19 protein-coding genes are annotated in these 17,037 nt (G+C 63.6%); 8 read left to right on the top strand and 11 right to left on the bottom strand.

Annotated features, from left to right (window positions below; all coding sequences use genetic code 11):
- Positions 1-7 precede the first annotated feature (7 nt).
- Both JLC71_RS02625 and JLC71_RS02620 read right to left on the bottom strand, forming a co-directional pair.
- Entirely contained in the window at positions 8-460 is a 453-nt protein-coding gene (locus tag JLC71_RS02625) for a GNAT family N-acetyltransferase (protein ID WP_200917133.1), read from the bottom strand.
- Positions 461-504: 44 nt separating this feature from the next.
- Positions 505-1,005, bottom strand: coding sequence for a GyrI-like domain-containing protein (locus JLC71_RS02620; RefSeq protein ID WP_200917132.1), 501 nt, complete (start codon positions 1,003-1,005; stop codon positions 505-507).
- A gap of 189 nt (positions 1,006-1,194) precedes the next feature.
- Between JLC71_RS02620 and JLC71_RS02615 the strand changes: the two genes are divergently transcribed.
- A complete protein-coding gene (locus JLC71_RS02615; RefSeq protein ID WP_200917131.1) occupies positions 1,195-1,602 on the top strand; it encodes a YkgJ family cysteine cluster protein in 408 nt (135 codons plus the stop codon).
- Positions 1,603-1,939: 337 nt separating this feature from the next.
- Here the strand turns inward: JLC71_RS02615 and JLC71_RS02610 are convergent, their stop codons facing one another.
- The gene (locus JLC71_RS02610) at positions 1,940-2,482 is read right to left on the bottom strand and encodes a DUF1090 domain-containing protein (protein ID WP_200917130.1); all 543 of its coding nucleotides are present in this window, start codon (positions 2,480-2,482) and stop codon (positions 1,940-1,942) included.
- Between the two features lie 86 nt (positions 2,483-2,568).
- On the opposite strand from JLC71_RS02610, the gene JLC71_RS02605 reads away from it, so the two are divergent.
- A complete protein-coding gene (locus JLC71_RS02605) occupies positions 2,569-3,429 on the top strand; it encodes a TonB family protein (RefSeq protein ID WP_200917129.1) in 861 nt (286 codons plus the stop codon).
- On the opposite strand, the gene JLC71_RS02600 is transcribed toward JLC71_RS02605, so the two are convergent.
- On the bottom strand, positions 3,426-4,322 hold the full coding sequence (locus tag JLC71_RS02600) for a LysR family transcriptional regulator ArgP (RefSeq protein ID WP_200917128.1): 897 nt from the start codon (positions 4,320-4,322) through the stop codon (positions 3,426-3,428). The genes JLC71_RS02605 and JLC71_RS02600 overlap by 4 nt on opposite strands.
- A gap of 184 nt (positions 4,323-4,506) precedes the next feature.
- On the opposite strand from JLC71_RS02600, the gene JLC71_RS02595 reads away from it, so the two are divergent.
- Together JLC71_RS02595 and JLC71_RS02590 are read left to right on the top strand one after the other, a co-directional pair.
- Positions 4,507-5,112: a LysE/ArgO family amino acid transporter gene (locus tag JLC71_RS02595; RefSeq protein ID WP_200917127.1), complete on the top strand. Its 606-nt coding sequence runs from the start codon at positions 4,507-4,509 to the stop codon at positions 5,110-5,112.
- 97 nt (positions 5,113-5,209) lie between these two features.
- A complete protein-coding gene (locus JLC71_RS02590; RefSeq protein WP_200917126.1) occupies positions 5,210-5,929 on the top strand; it encodes a glutathione S-transferase family protein in 720 nt (239 codons plus the stop codon).
- Here JLC71_RS02590 and JLC71_RS02585 read toward each other — a convergent pair.
- Both JLC71_RS02585 and JLC71_RS02580 read right to left on the bottom strand, forming a co-directional pair.
- Positions 5,926-6,825, bottom strand: coding sequence for a carbohydrate ABC transporter permease (locus tag JLC71_RS02585; RefSeq protein ID WP_200917125.1), 900 nt, complete (start codon positions 6,823-6,825; stop codon positions 5,926-5,928). The genes JLC71_RS02590 and JLC71_RS02585 overlap by 4 nt on opposite strands.
- Complete coding sequence (locus tag JLC71_RS02580) at positions 6,822-7,715, bottom strand: carbohydrate ABC transporter permease (RefSeq protein WP_200917124.1); 894 nt, start codon at positions 7,713-7,715, stop codon at positions 6,822-6,824. The genes JLC71_RS02585 and JLC71_RS02580 overlap by 4 nt, the downstream gene beginning before the upstream one ends.
- A gap of 142 nt (positions 7,716-7,857) precedes the next feature.
- On the opposite strand from JLC71_RS02580, the gene JLC71_RS02575 reads away from it, so the two are divergent.
- Both JLC71_RS02575 and JLC71_RS02570 read left to right on the top strand, forming a co-directional pair.
- Positions 7,858-8,724 carry a polysaccharide deacetylase family protein gene (locus tag JLC71_RS02575; RefSeq protein ID WP_200917123.1) on the top strand — a complete coding sequence of 289 codons (867 nt, stop codon included), beginning with the start codon at positions 7,858-7,860 and terminating at the stop codon, positions 8,722-8,724.
- A 101-nt stretch (positions 8,725-8,825) separates the two neighbouring features.
- Positions 8,826-9,752, top strand: coding sequence for a DUF7916 family protein (locus tag JLC71_RS02570; RefSeq protein WP_200917122.1), 927 nt, complete (start codon positions 8,826-8,828; stop codon positions 9,750-9,752).
- Positions 9,753-9,759: 7 nt separating this feature from the next.
- Here JLC71_RS02570 and fumC read toward each other — a convergent pair whose 3' ends face one another.
- Entirely contained in the window at positions 9,760-11,166 is a 1,407-nt protein-coding gene (fumC, locus tag JLC71_RS02565; protein WP_200917121.1) for a class II fumarate hydratase, read from the bottom strand.
- Positions 11,167-11,318: 152 nt separating this feature from the next.
- On the opposite strand from fumC, the gene JLC71_RS02560 reads away from it, so the two are divergent.
- Entirely contained in the window at positions 11,319-12,464 is a 1,146-nt protein-coding gene (locus JLC71_RS02560) for a BamA/TamA family outer membrane protein (RefSeq protein WP_200917120.1), read from the top strand.
- A 100-nt stretch (positions 12,465-12,564) separates the two neighbouring features.
- Positions 12,565-13,821, top strand: coding sequence for a DUF1615 domain-containing protein (locus tag JLC71_RS02555; RefSeq protein WP_200917119.1), 1,257 nt, complete (start codon positions 12,565-12,567; stop codon positions 13,819-13,821).
- Positions 13,822-13,849: 28 nt separating this feature from the next.
- Here JLC71_RS02555 and JLC71_RS02550 read toward each other — a convergent pair whose 3' ends face one another.
- From JLC71_RS02550 to secF, 4 genes are all read right to left on the bottom strand, one after another.
- Complete coding sequence (locus JLC71_RS02550; protein ID WP_200917118.1) at positions 13,850-14,437, bottom strand: acyl carrier protein phosphodiesterase; 588 nt, start codon at positions 14,435-14,437, stop codon at positions 13,850-13,852.
- 47 nt (positions 14,438-14,484) lie between these two features.
- Positions 14,485-15,381 (bottom strand): malonyl-ACP O-methyltransferase BioC, encoded by an 897-nt coding sequence (bioC, locus tag JLC71_RS02545; protein ID WP_200917117.1) that lies wholly within the window; start codon positions 15,379-15,381, stop codon positions 14,485-14,487.
- Positions 15,378-16,019, bottom strand: a complete 642-nt coding sequence (locus JLC71_RS02540) for a DedA family protein (RefSeq protein WP_200917116.1) — start codon at positions 16,017-16,019, stop codon at positions 15,378-15,380. The genes bioC and JLC71_RS02540 overlap by 4 nt, the downstream gene beginning before the upstream one ends.
- Positions 16,020-16,097: 78 nt before the next feature.
- A complete protein-coding gene (secF, locus tag JLC71_RS02535; RefSeq protein ID WP_200917115.1) occupies positions 16,098-17,033 on the bottom strand; it encodes a protein translocase subunit SecF in 936 nt (311 codons plus the stop codon).
- Positions 17,034-17,037: the final 4 nt, after the last annotated feature.

Raw genomic sequence — 17,037 nt, 5'->3', positions numbered from 1 at the left:
TGCGGTCTCAGCCACTGGCCAAGCGCATGTGCAGGATAGGGAACGCCCTTCCGGTACCGTCCAGCGGCGAGCGGCTCTCCACCACGAAGCCCATGCGGGTATAGAACCCGATCGCCCCGGTGTTTTGCTCGTTGGCATCGACACGCGTGGCGCCATGCTCGTCCAGCGCATGCGTCAGCAGTGCCCGGCCCATGCCCTGCCGGTGTGATGCAGGATCGACAAACAGCATTTCGATGCTGCCATTTGCAATCCCGATGAAGCCGGCCACGTCGCCATGCTCGTCACGTACGCACGCCAGCGTCAGCCCGGGCAGTCGCAGGTAAACATCGCGCACCAGCGGCTTGTAGAGCTGGATATCGTCTTCGCTCAGAAAATCATGGCTGGCCCGAACCGCGGCCTCCCAGATGGCAAGCAGACGCGGCAAATCGCCCGCCTGTACTTGCGTTACAGCGTGGCTCATCGTGCTGTTCCCGTATTTCTCATACTCAACCTCGGGTTCGGTCCTTACTTGGGCTGGATCGGCAACCAGATTTCCATGGTGCGGTCGCTGCGTCCCGGTTCGCCGCGTTCGTCGTAATACTCGAATTCCGACGTCCCGCTGTGGGTGTACTCGGATGCGTTCAGCCACGCCATGATCGCCGGCCAGCCCTGCTGGATCGCTCCGATGAAATCGGCCTCGCTCGCCGTCGGCTCGGTCGTCAGCACCGCGTAGCGTGCCGGCGCCAGTTGCAGCGCCACAAATCCCGCCGGGGCGACGCTGCCGGCGGTGACCGGAACGCCGATCAGATAGCTGAAATCGGTGGTATCCGGGTCGAAATCATAAACGACGCCGTAAAACGGGTACGGCGCGCCAATACGGCCGGGAATGGCCGCTAGCTTGTCCTCGGCTATCACCGCTTGCCATGCGGCGGTGATGTCGCGCTGGTTGCGGCCGTCGCGCACCGAGGTGCGCAGGCTTACGCCGATCAGATCGGCGCCATCGTGTTGATCGATTCGTACACTCATGGTCGTTTTCCCCAAAAAATCACCCGGTCAGCCCCAAGCTGTCCATGCAGTCTGGCGACCCCGGCTGCGGCACACAAGCGTCCAAACATGACAAACGATTACTGGTCAGGCCAAACCGTCTGGCCCTTGCCGGACTGTAGCGCCGCAGCATGCGTATAATCGCCCCGCTTCACGTCCGCATTGCTGTCCATGTCCACGTCCACGTACAAAAAACTGATCCACGTCTCCACGCTTGAGAACCTCGACACCTGGGCGCGCTATCGCAATGGCATGTGCTTTGACTGCAAATCAGCCTGTTGCAGCATGCCGGTCGAGGTCAAGCTGCCCGATCTGGTGCGCATGGGCGAGGTCGACGCTTTCGAGGCCGAGCATGAGCAACCGAAACAGATTGCCAAGCGCCTGCAAAAGGCCGGCGTGATCGAACACTTCAACTTCAAGCACGGTGTCTTCACGCTAGCGCGCCGTTCCAGTGGTGAATGCACTTATCTGGATGCCGATACGCGGCTGTGCACCGTCTACGACCTGCGCCCCAACACCTGCAGAAACCACCCGAAGATCGGCCCGCGTCCGGGCTTTTGCGCTTACCGCAACAAGTAGCAGCCGGGCACGCCGGCGCGTATGCTGCCGCTTTGCCCTGCCCTTTGCCCCAGATACCCATGACCGAATCCAGACCTGCCGTTGTTCCCCAGCCCTGCCCCAAATGCGGCGCGGCACCCGATGTCCGTAAAGCGGGTGCCAACCGCGTATGGGTGCAATGCGTCAAATTCGGCAACAACGGCAGTTGCAATGTGATTTGCGCCCCGCAGCCCACCCGAAAGGAAGCGATTGCGGTCTGGAACCGGATCAAATGAACCATCTCGTTTGGTCGGCGCAATAAAAAACGGGAAGGCATCGCCTTCCCGTTTTGCTTTAGCTGATCACTATCGATCATCGCCTACATCGACCCCAGCGCCTTGAGCTCCGCCTTGCGCTCACTCAGCTTGCGTTGCGCTTTATCCAGTTTCTGCTGTCTGTCGGCGATCTTTTTGGCACTGCGTCCTTCGGACTTGGCCTGATCCAGCGTGCGCTGTGCCTTACTTACATCTCGCTGTGCTTCCGCCACCTCGGCGTTGGCATCGGCACGTCGTTGCTCAAGCTTGGCTTGCTCGCCTGCCTCGCTACAATTGGCACGGGTTTGCTGCAGCGCGGTTTCGAGACCTTGGACGCGATTGTCATTATGTTGCTCGCGCGCCTGGCGAATCTGGTTTTCAATATCGCTGATCTTGGCGGTGCAAACCTCGCCGGCGGCGTTGGCCATGCCAACGATCAGGAAGCCGGAGAGCGACATCAGTGCAACACGGGATTTCATATTCACGGGCTTGTTCCTTGTTCTACTCGGGGCACGCATGCCAAACGGCATTTGCACCCGATCCATTAAACTGACCCGATCAACACCGGACAGGTTCCCTGAAACCACGATCTTGATGCCGATGCGCACGCCGTTGCCTGCCGTCGGCAAAAAACCATGCTAACGTCACGCCTCCACCGTAAGCGCCAGCCGCTCGCCGCAGCCGGAAACCATTGATGCAGTTGTTCACTTACACGACGTCCGACGGACAACGATCACCGTACTGGCTTTGGCTGGCGCTGATCGTGTCCTTGCTCGGGCATCTCTCGCTGCTGCTGCTCAAACCCCAGCAACAATCGGGTAGCGCCTCCGCCGACAGTCCGCCGTTGCAGATGCGCTTGGTGAAAACACCACGCCCGAATGCACCGGCCGTGCCCACCCCGGCCGAGCCGGTTGTCGATCTGGAACCGGTCAAGCCCAAGGTCAAGGAACCGGTGCAGGTGCGTGGCCGCTCGGACTATGCCGTACCGAAATCCGCAGCCAAACCGACGCGGCAACGCAAGCAGGCTGCCGCCAGCGCCCCCGCCGTGGCAGCGCAGCCGCAGCTTGACCTGAACTATCACGAGATCGAAATGAAGGGGCTGGACGACGCCATCGGCGTGCGTCCGGACGGCAAGCAGAAGAAGCTGGTGACCCGTTACGCCGATCTGCCCAAAGAAGGCGGTGAGGCGGAGGAAGACAGCGCCACGCGCGCGCAGCAACGCCCGGATACGCGGGCGATGTTCGGCCTGTGGGAGGCGCAGATCCGCAGCAAGGTCGAGCGCATCGGCACGATGAACTATCCGCGCGACGAAAAGGGCAAACCCTTGCAGGGCCTGCTGCGGTTCCGGTTGGTGCTCAACGGCGACGGCACCATCGCCGACGCCGAGGTTGAGGAAACCTCCGGCGATCCGCGGCTCGACGCCGAGACGCTGAAAATCATCCGCTACGCCGCGCCATTCGGCCCGGTGCCAAGGCCACTGCTTGATCGCAACGGCAAAATCACCCTGGTGCGCTACTACCGCTTTGTGAACGAGCGCACGCGCTGGAGCAATTAAGCCTCGGGCTGACGCAACACCGCGCGTGCGGCAGCGACGATACGGCGGAACAAGGCATCGACCATCGGCGCCTGTATCTGCCACGCATGCCAGTACAGCGGCACATCGTGCGGCCGCGCCGGCAACAGGTCGATCAGCGCGCCGTTCGCCAAGTGCGCGCCGACCGCGAGTTCGGGCACCAGTACATAGCCGACGTCGAGCAGTGCGAAATCGACGAAAGCCTGTGACGACGGCATCAGATGCGCCGGGTAATGACCTTCGGTGATACCGAAATGCCGTGCCAGGTAGGCGCCGAGCATCGCATCCTTGCGGTTGTACAGCAGCCCGGGCGCATGCAGCAGCGCGGCACGACTCACACCATCGGGGAAATAGCGCACGGCAAAGCGCGGCGTTGCCGCACACACATAACGCAGCACGCCCAGCGGCTCGGCAATGCAGCCGCGCATCGCATCGGCCCGCGCCGACACGCATGCAAGCACCTCACCGCGTGCGAGCAATTCGTGCGTGTAATCCTCGTTGTCGACCTGCAATTCGATGGTGAACGGCGAACCGGCCAGCGTTTCGGCCAGCACCCTCGGCAGCCACGCATGCAGGCTGTCGGCATTGACCGCCAGCGCCAGCCGCGACGGCCCTTCGCCGGGGCCGGCCAGCGTGCGCAGCGCTTCTTCCTCCAGCAGCCGTATCCGGTCCAGATAGCGCAGCAGCGTCTGGCCAGCGCCGGTCGGCACGCAAGGTCGGCCCCGCGTCAGCAAGGTTTGGCCAAAGCGCGACTCGAGTGCGCGAATGCGCTGCGATACCGCCGATTGCGTCAGATGCAATACCGCCGCGGCCCGCTCGAAACTGCCTTCGCGGATCACAGCCAGAAACGCTTCGGTGAGTTTGCCGTCGAACATTTATTAGAAAAATTAATGATTACTGAAATAGATTAATCCATGTCGCCAGAAACGCTGGCGATTTTTATGCTGCAGGCCGATACCCACACTGGCCAACCCATCCTGCGGCGCGGCGTCGACAACGCCCGTCGGGCCCGACGCGCAGCGCGAAGGAGCGGGCGAGCCACATCAGGAGCTTGCAGACATGAACCCGATCTACTGGCAGGGACTGGCGCTGGGCGGCAGCCTGGTCATCGCCATCGGCGCGCAGAACGCCCACGTGCTGCGCATGGCGCTGCTGCGCCGGCACGCGCTGCTGACCGCGGCGGTCTGCGCGCTGTGCGACATCGTGCTGATTTCACTCGGCCTCGCCGGCATGGGCACACTGCTCGCCGCATCGCCGACGCTGCTGACGGCGGCACGCTGGGGCGGCGCCGCCTACCTGCTCTGGTATGCGTTCGGTGCACTGCGCGCCGCCTTCAAGCCCGCCGCACTGGATGCGTCGCATCAGGGCGCCAGCATTAACCGGCGGCAGGCGCTGGCAACCGCGCTGGGCTTCAGCCTGCTCAACCCGCATGTCTATCTCGACACCGTGCTGCTGCTCGGCAGCGTCGGTGGCCGTTATGACGGGATTGCGAGGCTCCAGTTCGGCCTCGGCGCGATATCGGCATCGTTGCTGTGGTTCTTCGGGCTGTCGCTCGCGGCCAGAGCGCTTGCTCCGTGGCTGGCGCGGCCCATCGTCTGGCGGCTGCTCGACCTGCTGACCGCCGTGGTGATGTTCGCGCTGGCCCTCATGCTGCTGCGCGGCTGAGGCCGGCCGGCACGGAACATTGATATCGAACACCCCTTTGCAAGGCAGAACCGCTTACACTTGGAGCTGACACCTGTTCATCGCATCCGCAAAGCCAATGATTACGCTGTTTACCTTCGGCCCCGGCCTGAGCCTGCCCGACCCCAGCCCCTTCGTTACCAAGACGGATGTGCTGTTGAAAATGTCCGGCCTGTCCTACCAGACTCAGTCTGGCAGCATCTTCAGTGCGCCCAAGGGCAAGCTGCCCTATATCGACGACGACGGCCACAAGGTCACCGACTCGACCTTCATCCGCGCCTATCTCGAAGACCATTACAACATCGATTTCGATGAAGGCTATTCGTCGACCCAAAAAGCGTTGGCGTGGGCAGTCGAGAAGATGCTCGAAGACCACCTGTACTTCGCGGTGCAGGCGCTGCGCTGGGAAAACGACGCCAACTTCGAACGCGGCCCGGCCGAATTCTTCCGCGGCGTGCCCGCGCCGATGCGCGCCGGATTCAAGGCTATGATCCGCCGCCGCGTCAGCCGCGATCTGCACGGCCAGGGCATGGGCCGACATACGCCGGACGAGCAGTTCGAACTCGCCCGCCGCGACATCGACGCGGTCGCCGAGCTGCTTGGCAACAAGCCCTACCTGCTTGGCGACGCGATCTGCGCTGCCGACGCGACGGTGTTCGCCTTCCTGCTCGGCACGCTGTGCCCGCGCTTCGAATCGGCGCTGCGCCGCTATACCGAGCAGCACAAGCCGCTGGTCGCGTACGTCGAACGGATGATGGAGCGCTTCTACCCGGATTTCACCGGCTGCAAGAAGGCCTAGCGCCCGATCAGCCCGCCACCGCCGAGGAACACGCGCTGCGCCAGCGCGAACGCGCCGACGACCGGGATCACCGAGAGCACGATCGCCGCCATCACCAGATTGGTCGACACCGCGAACGGCCCGGTCAGATCGTTGAAAATGCCGACGGCAAGCGGCATCTTCAGCCGCTCCTTCAGCACCACCGCCGGCCACAGATAATCGTTCCACGCCGCGACGAAGGTGAATACCGCCAGCGTCGCGATCATCGGCTTCGCCATCGGCACGGCCACCCGCCACATCACGCCGAACTCGCCGGCACCATCGACGCGCGCCGCATCGAGGATTTCCACCGGCACATCCTGAAACGCCTGGCGCATCAGGAACACGCCAAACGCGCCGGCGACATTCGGCAGCACCACAGCGGCGTAGCTGTCGAGCAGGCCCAGCCGGGCGCAGGTGATGAAGTTCGGCACGATGGCGACCTCGGCCGGCACCATCAGCGTCGCCAGCAGCAGCAGGAACAGCGCGTTCCGGCCACGAAACGCCATCTGCGACAGCGCGTACGCACACGGGATCGTCAGCAGCAGAACCAGCACCGTCGTGGCGGTTGCGATCAGCAGCGAGTTGGCGAAATAGCGCCAGAACGGCATTTCGTCGAATACCCGGCCGAACCAGTGCCAGCCCGGATCTGTGGGCAGGAACGCAGCGGGGAACGTCCAGATCTGCGAACCGTCCATCGACAGCGCAACCGCCGTCGCCCACCAGAACGGAAACACCGTGAACGCACCGAACAGCAGCAAGGCCGCGTAACGCGGCAGCGCCAGCACGGCGCCCTTCACCTGCCGGCGCAACCGGTACCAGCGCGGCGGCGCCTTCGGTACCGGCAGGACCAGCGCTTGAACAACGAGCTGATTCATAGCCCTCCTCCACGACGCAGCAGGCCGTGCTCGCCGAAAAAGCGCAGCTGCACCGCTGCGAGCGCGAGACAGACCAGCGTCACGATCAGCCCGGCCGCCGCAGCAAGGCCGAAGTTGTGGCCGAAGAAGGCGACGCCGTAGACAAAGACCAGCGCGGTCTGGGTATCGGCCTGTCCATCGGTCAGCACGATCACTTCCTGAAAGGCCTTGAGCGCCTGGATCGTCGACAGCAGCGTGCATAGCAGGATCACCGGCTGCAGCGCCGGCAGCACCACATGGCGCAAGCGCTGCCAGGCATCGGCGCCGTCGATCTCCGCCGCCTCAAGCGGTTCGCGCGGCACCGTCTGCAGCCCGGCAAGGTAGAGCACCATGTAGTAGCCGACGTTCTTCCAGAACGAGAAGGCCATCACCGCATACAGCGCCAGCTGGCGGTCGCCGAGCCAGTCCGGCTGCTCGCCGAAGCCGATCAGGTGGATAGATTCCAGAAACCAGTTGAACAGCCCGTCGAAGCGCAGCACCTGCTGCCAGACCACCGCGGCGATCGATACTGCGATCACCACCGGCAGGTAGTACAGCGCCCGAAAGAAGCCGATCCCGGGCAGGCGGGCATGCACCAGCAAGGCCAGCGCGAGCGCGCCGACCTGCAGCGGCGGCACCAGCAGCAGGAAGATCAGCGAGTTTTTCAGCGCGTGACCGAAACGCGCCGAGTCGGCCAGCTCGACGAAATGCGCGAAGCCGTTCCACATGCTGTTGCCGGTTTGCGGAAAGTAGTCGCGGAACGCCAGCCACAGGTTGAACAGCATCGGCCAGAGCGTGAACACCGCGAACACCGCGAAGAACGGCGCGATGAACAGGTAGGCGGTACGGGGATGGACGCCGGGCATGGGCATCGGATGCTCCTTGTGTGGTTGACGTAGTTTATGCATATCGACTACATAATGTCTTTGCCCTACTTGCCACGAAATAATTTTCGTGAATTAAAAAACGCATAAGTCCGTAAGATTCGCGAACGAACACAGGGATGCCGATGACATGAAAGCCACGCCTCGCACCATTTTCGGCTTCGCCGCGCTCGCACTCCTGGTGCTGGCCACGATCTGGATCGTCATCGCCCGGTGGCCACTCGCACCGCCGGCAGCGGGTTCGATCGCCGCCGACGTGCGCAAGACGACGCAATCGGTGCGCACGCCCTTTCTCGACAACTGGGGACAGGTGGCGCTGGAGAAGATGACGCAGCAGGCCAACCAGCACCCGGGCATCGTCTGGCTCGAAGGGCCGACCCACCGTCGGCAGATCGCGCTGACCTTCGACGACGGCCCGAGCCCGTGGACACCGGACGTGCTCGACATCCTGAAAAAGCACCAAGTGAAGGCGACGTTCTTCTGGCAGGGCAGCCAGATGGCCGGGCGCGAGGACATCGTCCGCCGGGCACTGGCCGAGGGGCATACGCTCGCCAACCACAGCTGGAGCCACCCGAACCTGTCCGGCACCGACGAAAGCTATTTCTGGGACGAGGAAATCGGCCGCACCCAGACCGAATTCCGCCGCATCATCGGCAAGGCGCCGACGCTGATGCGCCCGCCCTACGGCAGCATCGACGACGCGCAGATCGGCATCGTCGACAAGCACGGGATGAAGGTCGCGCTGTGGTCGATCGACGCGATCGACTGGTACCGCAACCGGATGCTGTTCGGCGCGCACGAGATCGAACGCGGCGTGCAACCCTTTGTGCACGAAGAGGCGATCGTGCTGATGCACGACGGTGGCGGCAAACGCGGCGATACCGTCGCCGCCGTCGACAAGCTGATCCCGTGGCTCAAGGCCGGCGGCTACGGCTTCGCCACCGTCGACGCGCTGCTCGGCGTGCCGCCCTACTTCGCCGAATCCGCATCCCATTGATGAGTCATGCAACTTGATTCGGCGCAAGTGCGCCAAACCCGGATCGGCCGCGATAGCGGAACGGGTTTACAGTAAGCCGGTTCACCCCACCGGAGACCGCCATGCACAAACGCCTGCTCGACTGCAACGCCTCGGACCTCGCCCGCATCGGCAAGGCCGACCTACTGCACGCCATCCACGCCAGCGAAGGCCGGGTACTGGTGTGCGAAACCATCGGCGCGGTCCAACCCATGCTGGTGACGATCAGTAATGCCGAGTTCGCCGCCAGCATGGGCGCCGATCTGTTGCTGCTCAACCTGTTCGACGTCAACGCCCCCCTCGTCAATGGCCTGCCGAAGGACACCGCGCCGGACGACGCCGTCCGCACAATCAAGCACCTGACCGGCCGGGTGATCGGCATCAACCTCGAACCGGTCGACCCGGGCTTCGGCGAGAGCGAGGACGAACTCTGGGGCATGCAGCCCGGCCGTCTCGCCACCGCCGGCAACGCGCAGAAGGCCGCGGCGATGGGCGTCAACATGCTGGTGCTGACCGGCAACCCGGGCAACGGCGTCTCGAATGCCGCGATCACGCACTCGCTCAAGGCGATCAACGCCGAAGTCGGCGACCGGCTGGTGCTGGTCGCCGGCAAGATGCACGCATCGGGCATCCTCGGCGAAGGCGCCGAGCAGATCATCACCCGCGAGGACATCGACGAGTTCGTCGCCGCCGGCGCCGACATCATCCTGCTACCGGCGCCGGGCACCGTGCCGGGAATCACGCTCGACTACGTGCGCGAACTGGTGAGCCACGCGCACACGCTCGGCGCGCTGACACTCACCGCGATCGGCACGTCGCAGGAAGGCGCCGACGAGGCGACGATTCGCCAGATCGCGCTGATGGCCAAGATGACCGGCACCGACCTGCACCACCTCGGCGACACCGGTTATATGGGCATGGCGCTGCCCGAAAACATCATGGCCTACAGCATCGCCATTCGCGGCCGGCGTCACACCTATGCGCGGATCGCGCGCTCGGTCAACCGTTGAGCCCGCTTCAGTGCCCGGCGCTGGGTCGGGTCATGTCCATCGGCACGATCCAGCGCGCGTAATCCTCTTCGTTCAAAAACCCGAGCGCCAGCGCCGCCTGTTTCAGCGTCGTGCCGTCGTGGTGCGCCTTCTTGGCGATCTGCGCGGCCTTGTCGTAGCCGATGTGCCGGTTCAGTGCCGTCACCAGCATCAGGTTTTTGGCGAGGTTTTCGTCGATCCGATCCAGATTGGGTTCGATGCCGACCGCGCAGTGATCGTTGAACGCAACGCAGGCGTCGGCCAGCAGCGCAATGCTTTCGAGCACGTTGTGCACCATCACCGGCTTGTACACATTGAGCTGAAAATTGCCCTGGCTGCCGGCGAACGCCACCGCCGCGTCGTTGCCGAACACCTGCACGCAGACCATGGTCAGCGCCTCGCACTGGGTCGGGTTGACCTTGCCCGGCATGATCGATGAGCCCGGTTCGTTCTCGGGGATGTTCAGCTCGCCAATGCCGCAACGCGGCCCGGAAGCAAGCCAGCGCACATCGTTGGCCATCTTGAACAACCCGCCGGCCAGCGTGCGCAGCGCCGCCGACGTCTGCACCAGCGCGTCGTGTGCGGCGAGCGCGAAGAACTTGTTCCGCGCGTCGACGAAATGATGGCCGGTGAGCTTGGCGATGCGTGCCGCTGCGGTCGCGCCGAACTTCGGATGCGCGTTCAGCCCGGTGCCGACCGCGGTACCGCCGATCGCCAGCTCCAGCAAGCCCGGTTCGGCTGCGATGATCGCCTTGATGCCGAAATCGAGCTGCGCCACCCAGGCGCCGATCTCCTGCCCCAGGGTCACCGGCGTGGCGTCCTGCAGGTGCGTCCGCCCGGTCTTGACGACATGGGCGTACTCGTCGGCCTTCTCGAACAGCGTCGCGCGCAGCTTCTCCAGCGCCGGCAACAGCGTGCCGTGCAGCTCTTCGACCACGGCGATGTGCATCGCGGTCGGGAAGGTATCGTTCGAGCTCTGGCCACGGTTGACGTGATCGTTGGGATGAACCGGGGTCTTGCTGCCCAGCTCGCCGCCAGCGAGTTCGATCGCCCGGTTGGCGATCACCTCGTTGGCGTTCATGTTCGATTGCGTGCCCGAGCCGGTCTGGAACACCACCAGCGGGAAGTGATCATCAAGCTTGCCGACAATCACTTCGTCGGCGGCCTCGGTAATCAGCGCCGCGACATTGGCCGGCAGCTCGCCCAGCGCCAGATTGGCCTCGGCCGCGGCGTGCTTGAGAATGCCGAGCGCGCGGATCATTGGCCGTTGCCAGCGAAAACGCGCCACGCCGATCGGAAAGTTGCCGATCGATCGCTGCGTTTGCGCCCCCCAGTAGCGATCCGCCGGGACATCGATCGCGCCCATCGAATCGGTTTCTACCCGAAAGCTCGTCATCTGTACGCTCCTTGAACCGTTCACCACGAGCTTAGACGCATCCACCGCGAAATGGCGCCAGCGACGCTGTTTTATCCACGCCTTCCGGCAGAAACGGCCGACACCACGCGTCTTGCCCTAGAATGCCGAAAAACCACCGGATCAATGCAAACATGGCTTCGCGCGCATTACTTCATCGGCTGCTTGCCTTGGCTTTCTGTCTTTTTTCCAGCCTGGCCGCGCCTGTGCACGCCGATGACACGCTGAGCTTTCGCGATCCGGACGACGGCGCCATCGACCTGAGCGATTATCTGCTCAATCACAAGGGCGTCTTCCCGGTGCCCATCATCATCACCGAGCCGGCGGTCGGCTACGGCGGCGGCGCCATGCTGCTGTACTTCCGCGAATCTTTTGCCGAGGCGGCGGCCGAGGGCATGCACGAATCCGGGCGGATCAAGCCGCCGACGATCAGCGGTCTTGGCGGTTTCGGTACCCAGAACGGCAGCTGGCTCGGCGCGGCGTTCCACTTCCAGCCCATCGACGGCGACCGCTACCGTTATCTCGGCGCCATCGGCAAGACCTCGCTCAATCTTGATTATTACGGCGCGCTCAGCCAGGCGCGCAGCTATACGCTCGATGGCGACTTCCTGCTCCAGCAGTTCCTGTTCCGCCTCGGCGACAGCGACTGGTTCGTCGGGCCGCGCTACGCCTATTTCAGCAGCGATGTCGGCTTCGACAACGAGAAGGCGACCGAGCTCGGCAATATCGACAGCAGCCGGCGCGTCGGCCTGGCCGGGCTTGTGATCGACTACGACAGTCGCGACAACATCTTCTTCCCCAAGCATGGCAGCTATATGGAAGTCGAGCTGCAAATGGCGCGCGACTGGCTCGGCAGCAGCAGCGCATTCGAGAGCTATAACGCCCGCGCCTTCACCTGGCTGCCACTGAGCAAGGCATGGACGCTCGGTCTACGCATTGCCGGCAAGACCATCAACGGCGATTACCCTTTCTATGCCCAGCCCTTTGTCGACTTGCGCGGCATCGAAAAGGGCCGCTTTCAGGATCAGAATGCGGTCGAGACCGAGGCCGAGCTGCGCTGGGACGTCACCCCGCGCTGGTCGCTGCTGGCCTTTGGTGGCGTCGGCAAGGCCTACGGTCAGTGGCACGATTTTTCGGATGCCCAAACGGTGTATGGCTATGGCACCGGCTTTCGCTATCTGATTGCCAAGAAGCTCGGCATGGCCGTCGGCCTCGATTTAGGCTGGGGCCCGGACGGCGAGCATGCCTTTTACATTCAGGTCGGCAGTGCCTGGAAGTAGCCATCCCGGCGCAAACTCTCAAATCCGATCGACCATGATCCATGACCGATCCGGCCCGGAGCGGTAAGCTCTCGGTTTTGTCAGATTCCACCTGCCCGCCGTGAAGCTCAAACCGCTAGTCTGCCTCCTGCCCTTCTCCCTGCTTGCCGCCTGCGCCAGCCCGCCGCCCAGCGCCGTGACGCCCGCCACCAGTGCGCCCGTTGCGGCGATCGCATCCGAAGCCACCACGGCACCGGTGGTCGAAATCGCCAGCCTTCCGGCCACGGCACCGATCGCCAGCGCGCCGATCGTGGTCGAACCGCCGCCGGTACAACCGGCCCGGCCCGCCGGGCTGTCGCAGGCCGAAGCGCGCACGCTGCTCAATCGTCTGCTACCGGCCAAAATGCCCGACCGCGCCGGCTGGAACGCCGACATTCTCGATGCCTTCACCGCCTTGAAGATTCCCTACACCCCCGAGTATTTCTGCGCCGCCGCCGCGGTGATCGAACAGGAATCGAGCTGGCAGGGCGATCCGGTCGTGCCGGGGCTGCCGACCATGGTCTGGAACAAGATCGACGAAAAGGCATCGGCCAAGCACATCCCGCTGATCGCGGTAAAAACCGCGCTACTGAAATCCTCGCCGAATGGCCAGAGCTACAAGTCGCGCATCGACAGCCTGCGTACCGAGCGCGAGATGAACGCGGTATTCGAAGACCTGAGCGCCGACGCCGCCCGTTTGGGGCTGCCGCTGAACATGAACAACCCGATCCGCACCGGCGGGCCGATGCAGGTCAGCGTCGACTTCGCCGAAGCGCATGTGCGTGTCTGGCCCTATCCCTACGCCAAGCCCCGCAGCGTGCGCGACACCGTGTTCACCCGTCGCGGCGGCACCTATTTCGGCCTCGCCATCCTGCTGCAGTACCCGGCGCCGTACGACGACATGCTGTACCGCTTCGCCGACTTCAACGCCGGCCGCTACGCCAGCCGCAACGCCGCGTTCCAGGCCGCCATCATCAAGCTTTCGGGCAGGCAGATCGACCTGGACGGCGACCTGCTCAGTTACCAGAACGGCCGACCGGCGGCCAAATCGAGCGATGTCGAAGAAGCACTGGCATCGATCTCGGGCCAGCTCGGCATGAGCCGCGACGCGATTCGCCGCGACTTGTCGAGCGAGAAACTGGTCGGCTTCGGCCAGAGCGCCGTATACAAGAAGGTGCTCGCGCTGGCGGACGCCAAAAACGGCAAGCCGATGCCGCGCTCGGTATTGCCGCAGATCCGGCTGATCAGCCCCAAGATCACCCGCAAGCTGACCACCGAATGGTTCGCCCGCCGCGTCGACGGCCGCTACCAGACCTGCCTGGCGCGGGCGCCGAAATAAAGCAAGTCCGAACGCTGATCGATACCGCTCAGCGTTCGGCTCTGATCATCCGGGCATAGTCCAGCGCATCGGGCATGAAGGCGAGAAAATCGGCCTCGAAACCAGCGTAATGGGCGCGCAGCTCGTCGGCGGCGCCGGCCAGCGGGTTGTCGCGGCGGATGCGATACATCGCCATCCGGTCCAACGCCAGCGCGACGTTGTCGATCTCGTGATACGACGCCAGCCAGTCGGTTGCAGCCATTTTCGGCAACACCGAAACAAAGCCGGCCGGTAGCGCCGCTTGCACCGCCAGTTCGGCGTATAGCCGGGCGGTAAAGCGCTGCAGCGATTCATCGGGAGAAAATGCCTCCCAATGCCGCGCCAAGAGATGATCGTAAAAGAGATCGACCATGATCCCGCCGTAACGGCGACGCAGTGTGCTCACGCGCGCGCGGCTGGCGGCAAAAGCCGGGTGTAGGTCGGCGTAGGCGTCGATCTCGCGGTGCAGGGCCACGCCGGCGGCCAGATCGGCCGGCAAGAGGCCCGGTAGCAGGCCTTTGACGAAATCGCCGGCCACGCCACCGGCACGGTCGGCGGGTGCTGGGCCGGCCAGCAAGGCGTGAGCGAGATAGTTCATCGTGGTTCGGGCGCAGTTGCTGATACGGTCAGTCTACGCCCACCGCATCAGCCACGCCGAGCGCGAAACTCGATCACCTGCGCACCGTCGGCGCGAGCCTTGGGGCTGTGTTCGGGCTTCCAGGCGTGACCGTAGATCACCTCGTAGCTGCACGGCAGCACGCCATCGTGGCGAAAGCGTTCGTACTGCGCGCCTATCCGCTGCCACGCCGTCTTGCCCATCATGCCGCGCCGGCGCCCCTCGGTGACGTTGTGCGCACCGATGCCCTTGAGATCCTGCATCACCGCCCTGACGTCCGGATAGGTCATGGTCAGGTACTCCATATCCATCACCGGGGTCGAGAAGCCGTTGTGCGACAGCGCATCGCCAAGGTCGTGCATGTCGATGAAGTGGTTGACGTGGTTGTAGCCGTCGACGCCATCGAACGCGGCGCGCAGCTCCTTGAGCGTATCCGGCCCGAGCGTCGAAAACATCAGCAGGCCGCCGGGCTTGAGCACGCGCAGGAATTCGGCGAAGGCCGCATCCGGGGTATTGCACCACTGGATCGCCAGATTCGACCAGATCAGATCGACCGAGGCATCGGCCAGCGGCAAGGCTTCGATATCGCCGCACAGCTGTGCGGGCCGGTTGCGATCGAAGCGCGCCAACAGCTTCTTCAGCCCACCGGCGGCGTGCCGGTCGCGGGCGATATGCAGCATCGCCGGCGCCAGATCCAGCTCCAGCAGCTGCGCCTCCGGATAGCGCGCCAGCAGCGCCTTGCCCATGTAGCCGGTGCCGCAACCGGCATCGAGCATGCGCTCTGGCTTGATTCGCACCAGATCGAGCCGCTCGGCCATCCGGTCGGCGACTTCCCGCTGCAAGACCGCGGCGGCATCGTAGCTCTGTGCGGCGGCGTCGAAACTGGCGCGAATCGCCGCCTTGTCGGTATAAAACGCCTCGCTCATGCCGGCTTTTTGCTCAGTTTGTGGCGCAGCGCCTCGAACATGATCGGCAGCACCGACAGCAGCACGATGCCGATGGCGATCAGGCCGATGTTCTTCTTGATAAAGGTGATGCCGCCGAAGAAGTAGCCGGCGTACAGCAGCGAGACGACCCAGATCGCCGCGCCGACAACGTTGAACAGCACGAAGCGCTTGTAGGTCATCTCGGCCATGCCGGCGACGAAGGGTGCAAAGGTACGCACGATAGGGACGAAGCGCGCGAGGATGATGGTCTTGCCACCGTGGCGTTCGTAGAAAGCGTGGGTTTTCTCCAGATGATCGCGGCGGAAGATCTTGGAATCGGGATTGGCGAACAGCTTGTGGCCGAAGTAACGGCCGATCAGGTAGTTGACCGCATCGCCAAGCACCGCGGCAATGAACAGCGTCACGATCAGCACGTGCACGTCCATATGACCACCGCCGGCGATCATCCCGGCGATGAACAACAGCGAATCACCGGGCAGAAACGGTGTAATCACGAGGCCGGTTTCGCAGAAGATCACCGCGAACAGAATCGCGTAGACCCAAGGACCGTACAGGTTCACCAGCTGGGCAAGGTAGACGTCCAGATGTAGGAAGACGTCGATCGGATTGAATTCCATCACAGTCCTTAAACGAGAAAACGCCGGCGATGGACTCGCCGGCGATGAGTTGGTTCAACATAAACACCGCTGACGCGGTCAAACCACCGCTTCTTCCTTGAGCTTCACCGGCTTGAGCATGTTTTCGCGGGTGACACCAAACATCAGCAACAGCGGCGACGCCACCAGCACCGACGAATAAATACCGAACAGAATGCCGATCGTCAGCGCCATCGCGAAACCATGCAGCGCCGCACCGCCGAACACCAGCATCGACAGCACCATCGCCTCGGTCGAGCCGTGGGTGATGATGGTCCGGCTCATCGTCGCGGTAATCGCGTTGTCGATCACTTGCGGCACGGTCTTGCCGCGCATTTTCGGCGAGCGGAAGTTCTCGCGAATCCGGTCGAACACGACGACCGACTCATTGACCGAATAGCCGAGCACCGCCAGCACACCGGCGAGCACCGTCAGGTTGAACTCCCACTGGAACAGCGCGAAGCAGCCAAGAATGATCACCACGTCGTGCATGTTGGCGATCACCGCCGACACCGCGAAACGCCACTCAAAGCGGATGGCCAGATAGGCAATGATGCCCAGGCAGACCAGGATGATCGCGATCAGGCCATGCGTGACCAGCTCTTCACCCACCGAAGGACCGATGAACTCGGCCTTGCGCAACTCGACATCGGGACGATCGGCCTTGAGCGCGCCCATCACCTCGTTCGAGAGCTGGGCGCTGGTCTTGTCCTTGATGTTGGGCAGCCGAACCATCACGTCGCGGGTCGTGCCCAAGGTCTGCACCTGGGCCTCGCCGTACTTCAGGTGTTCGACCTGGGTACGGATCTGGTTCAGATCGGCGCCTTGCTGATAGCGCAGCTCCATCACGGTACCACCGGTGAATTCGACGCCGAAGTTCAGCCCCTTGATCACCAGAAACACCACCGCGAGGATAAAGGTCGCGAGCGAGATCGCCGTCGTGAGCTTGCCGTAGCTCATGAACGGAATGTCGCGTTTGATACGGAAGAATTCCATCTTG

This window comes from Jeongeupia sp. HS-3 (assembly GCF_015140455.1).
Lineage (GTDB): Bacteria > Pseudomonadota > Gammaproteobacteria > Burkholderiales > Chitinibacteraceae > Jeongeupia.
This window is presented reverse-complemented; position numbering and strand designations above follow the sequence as displayed.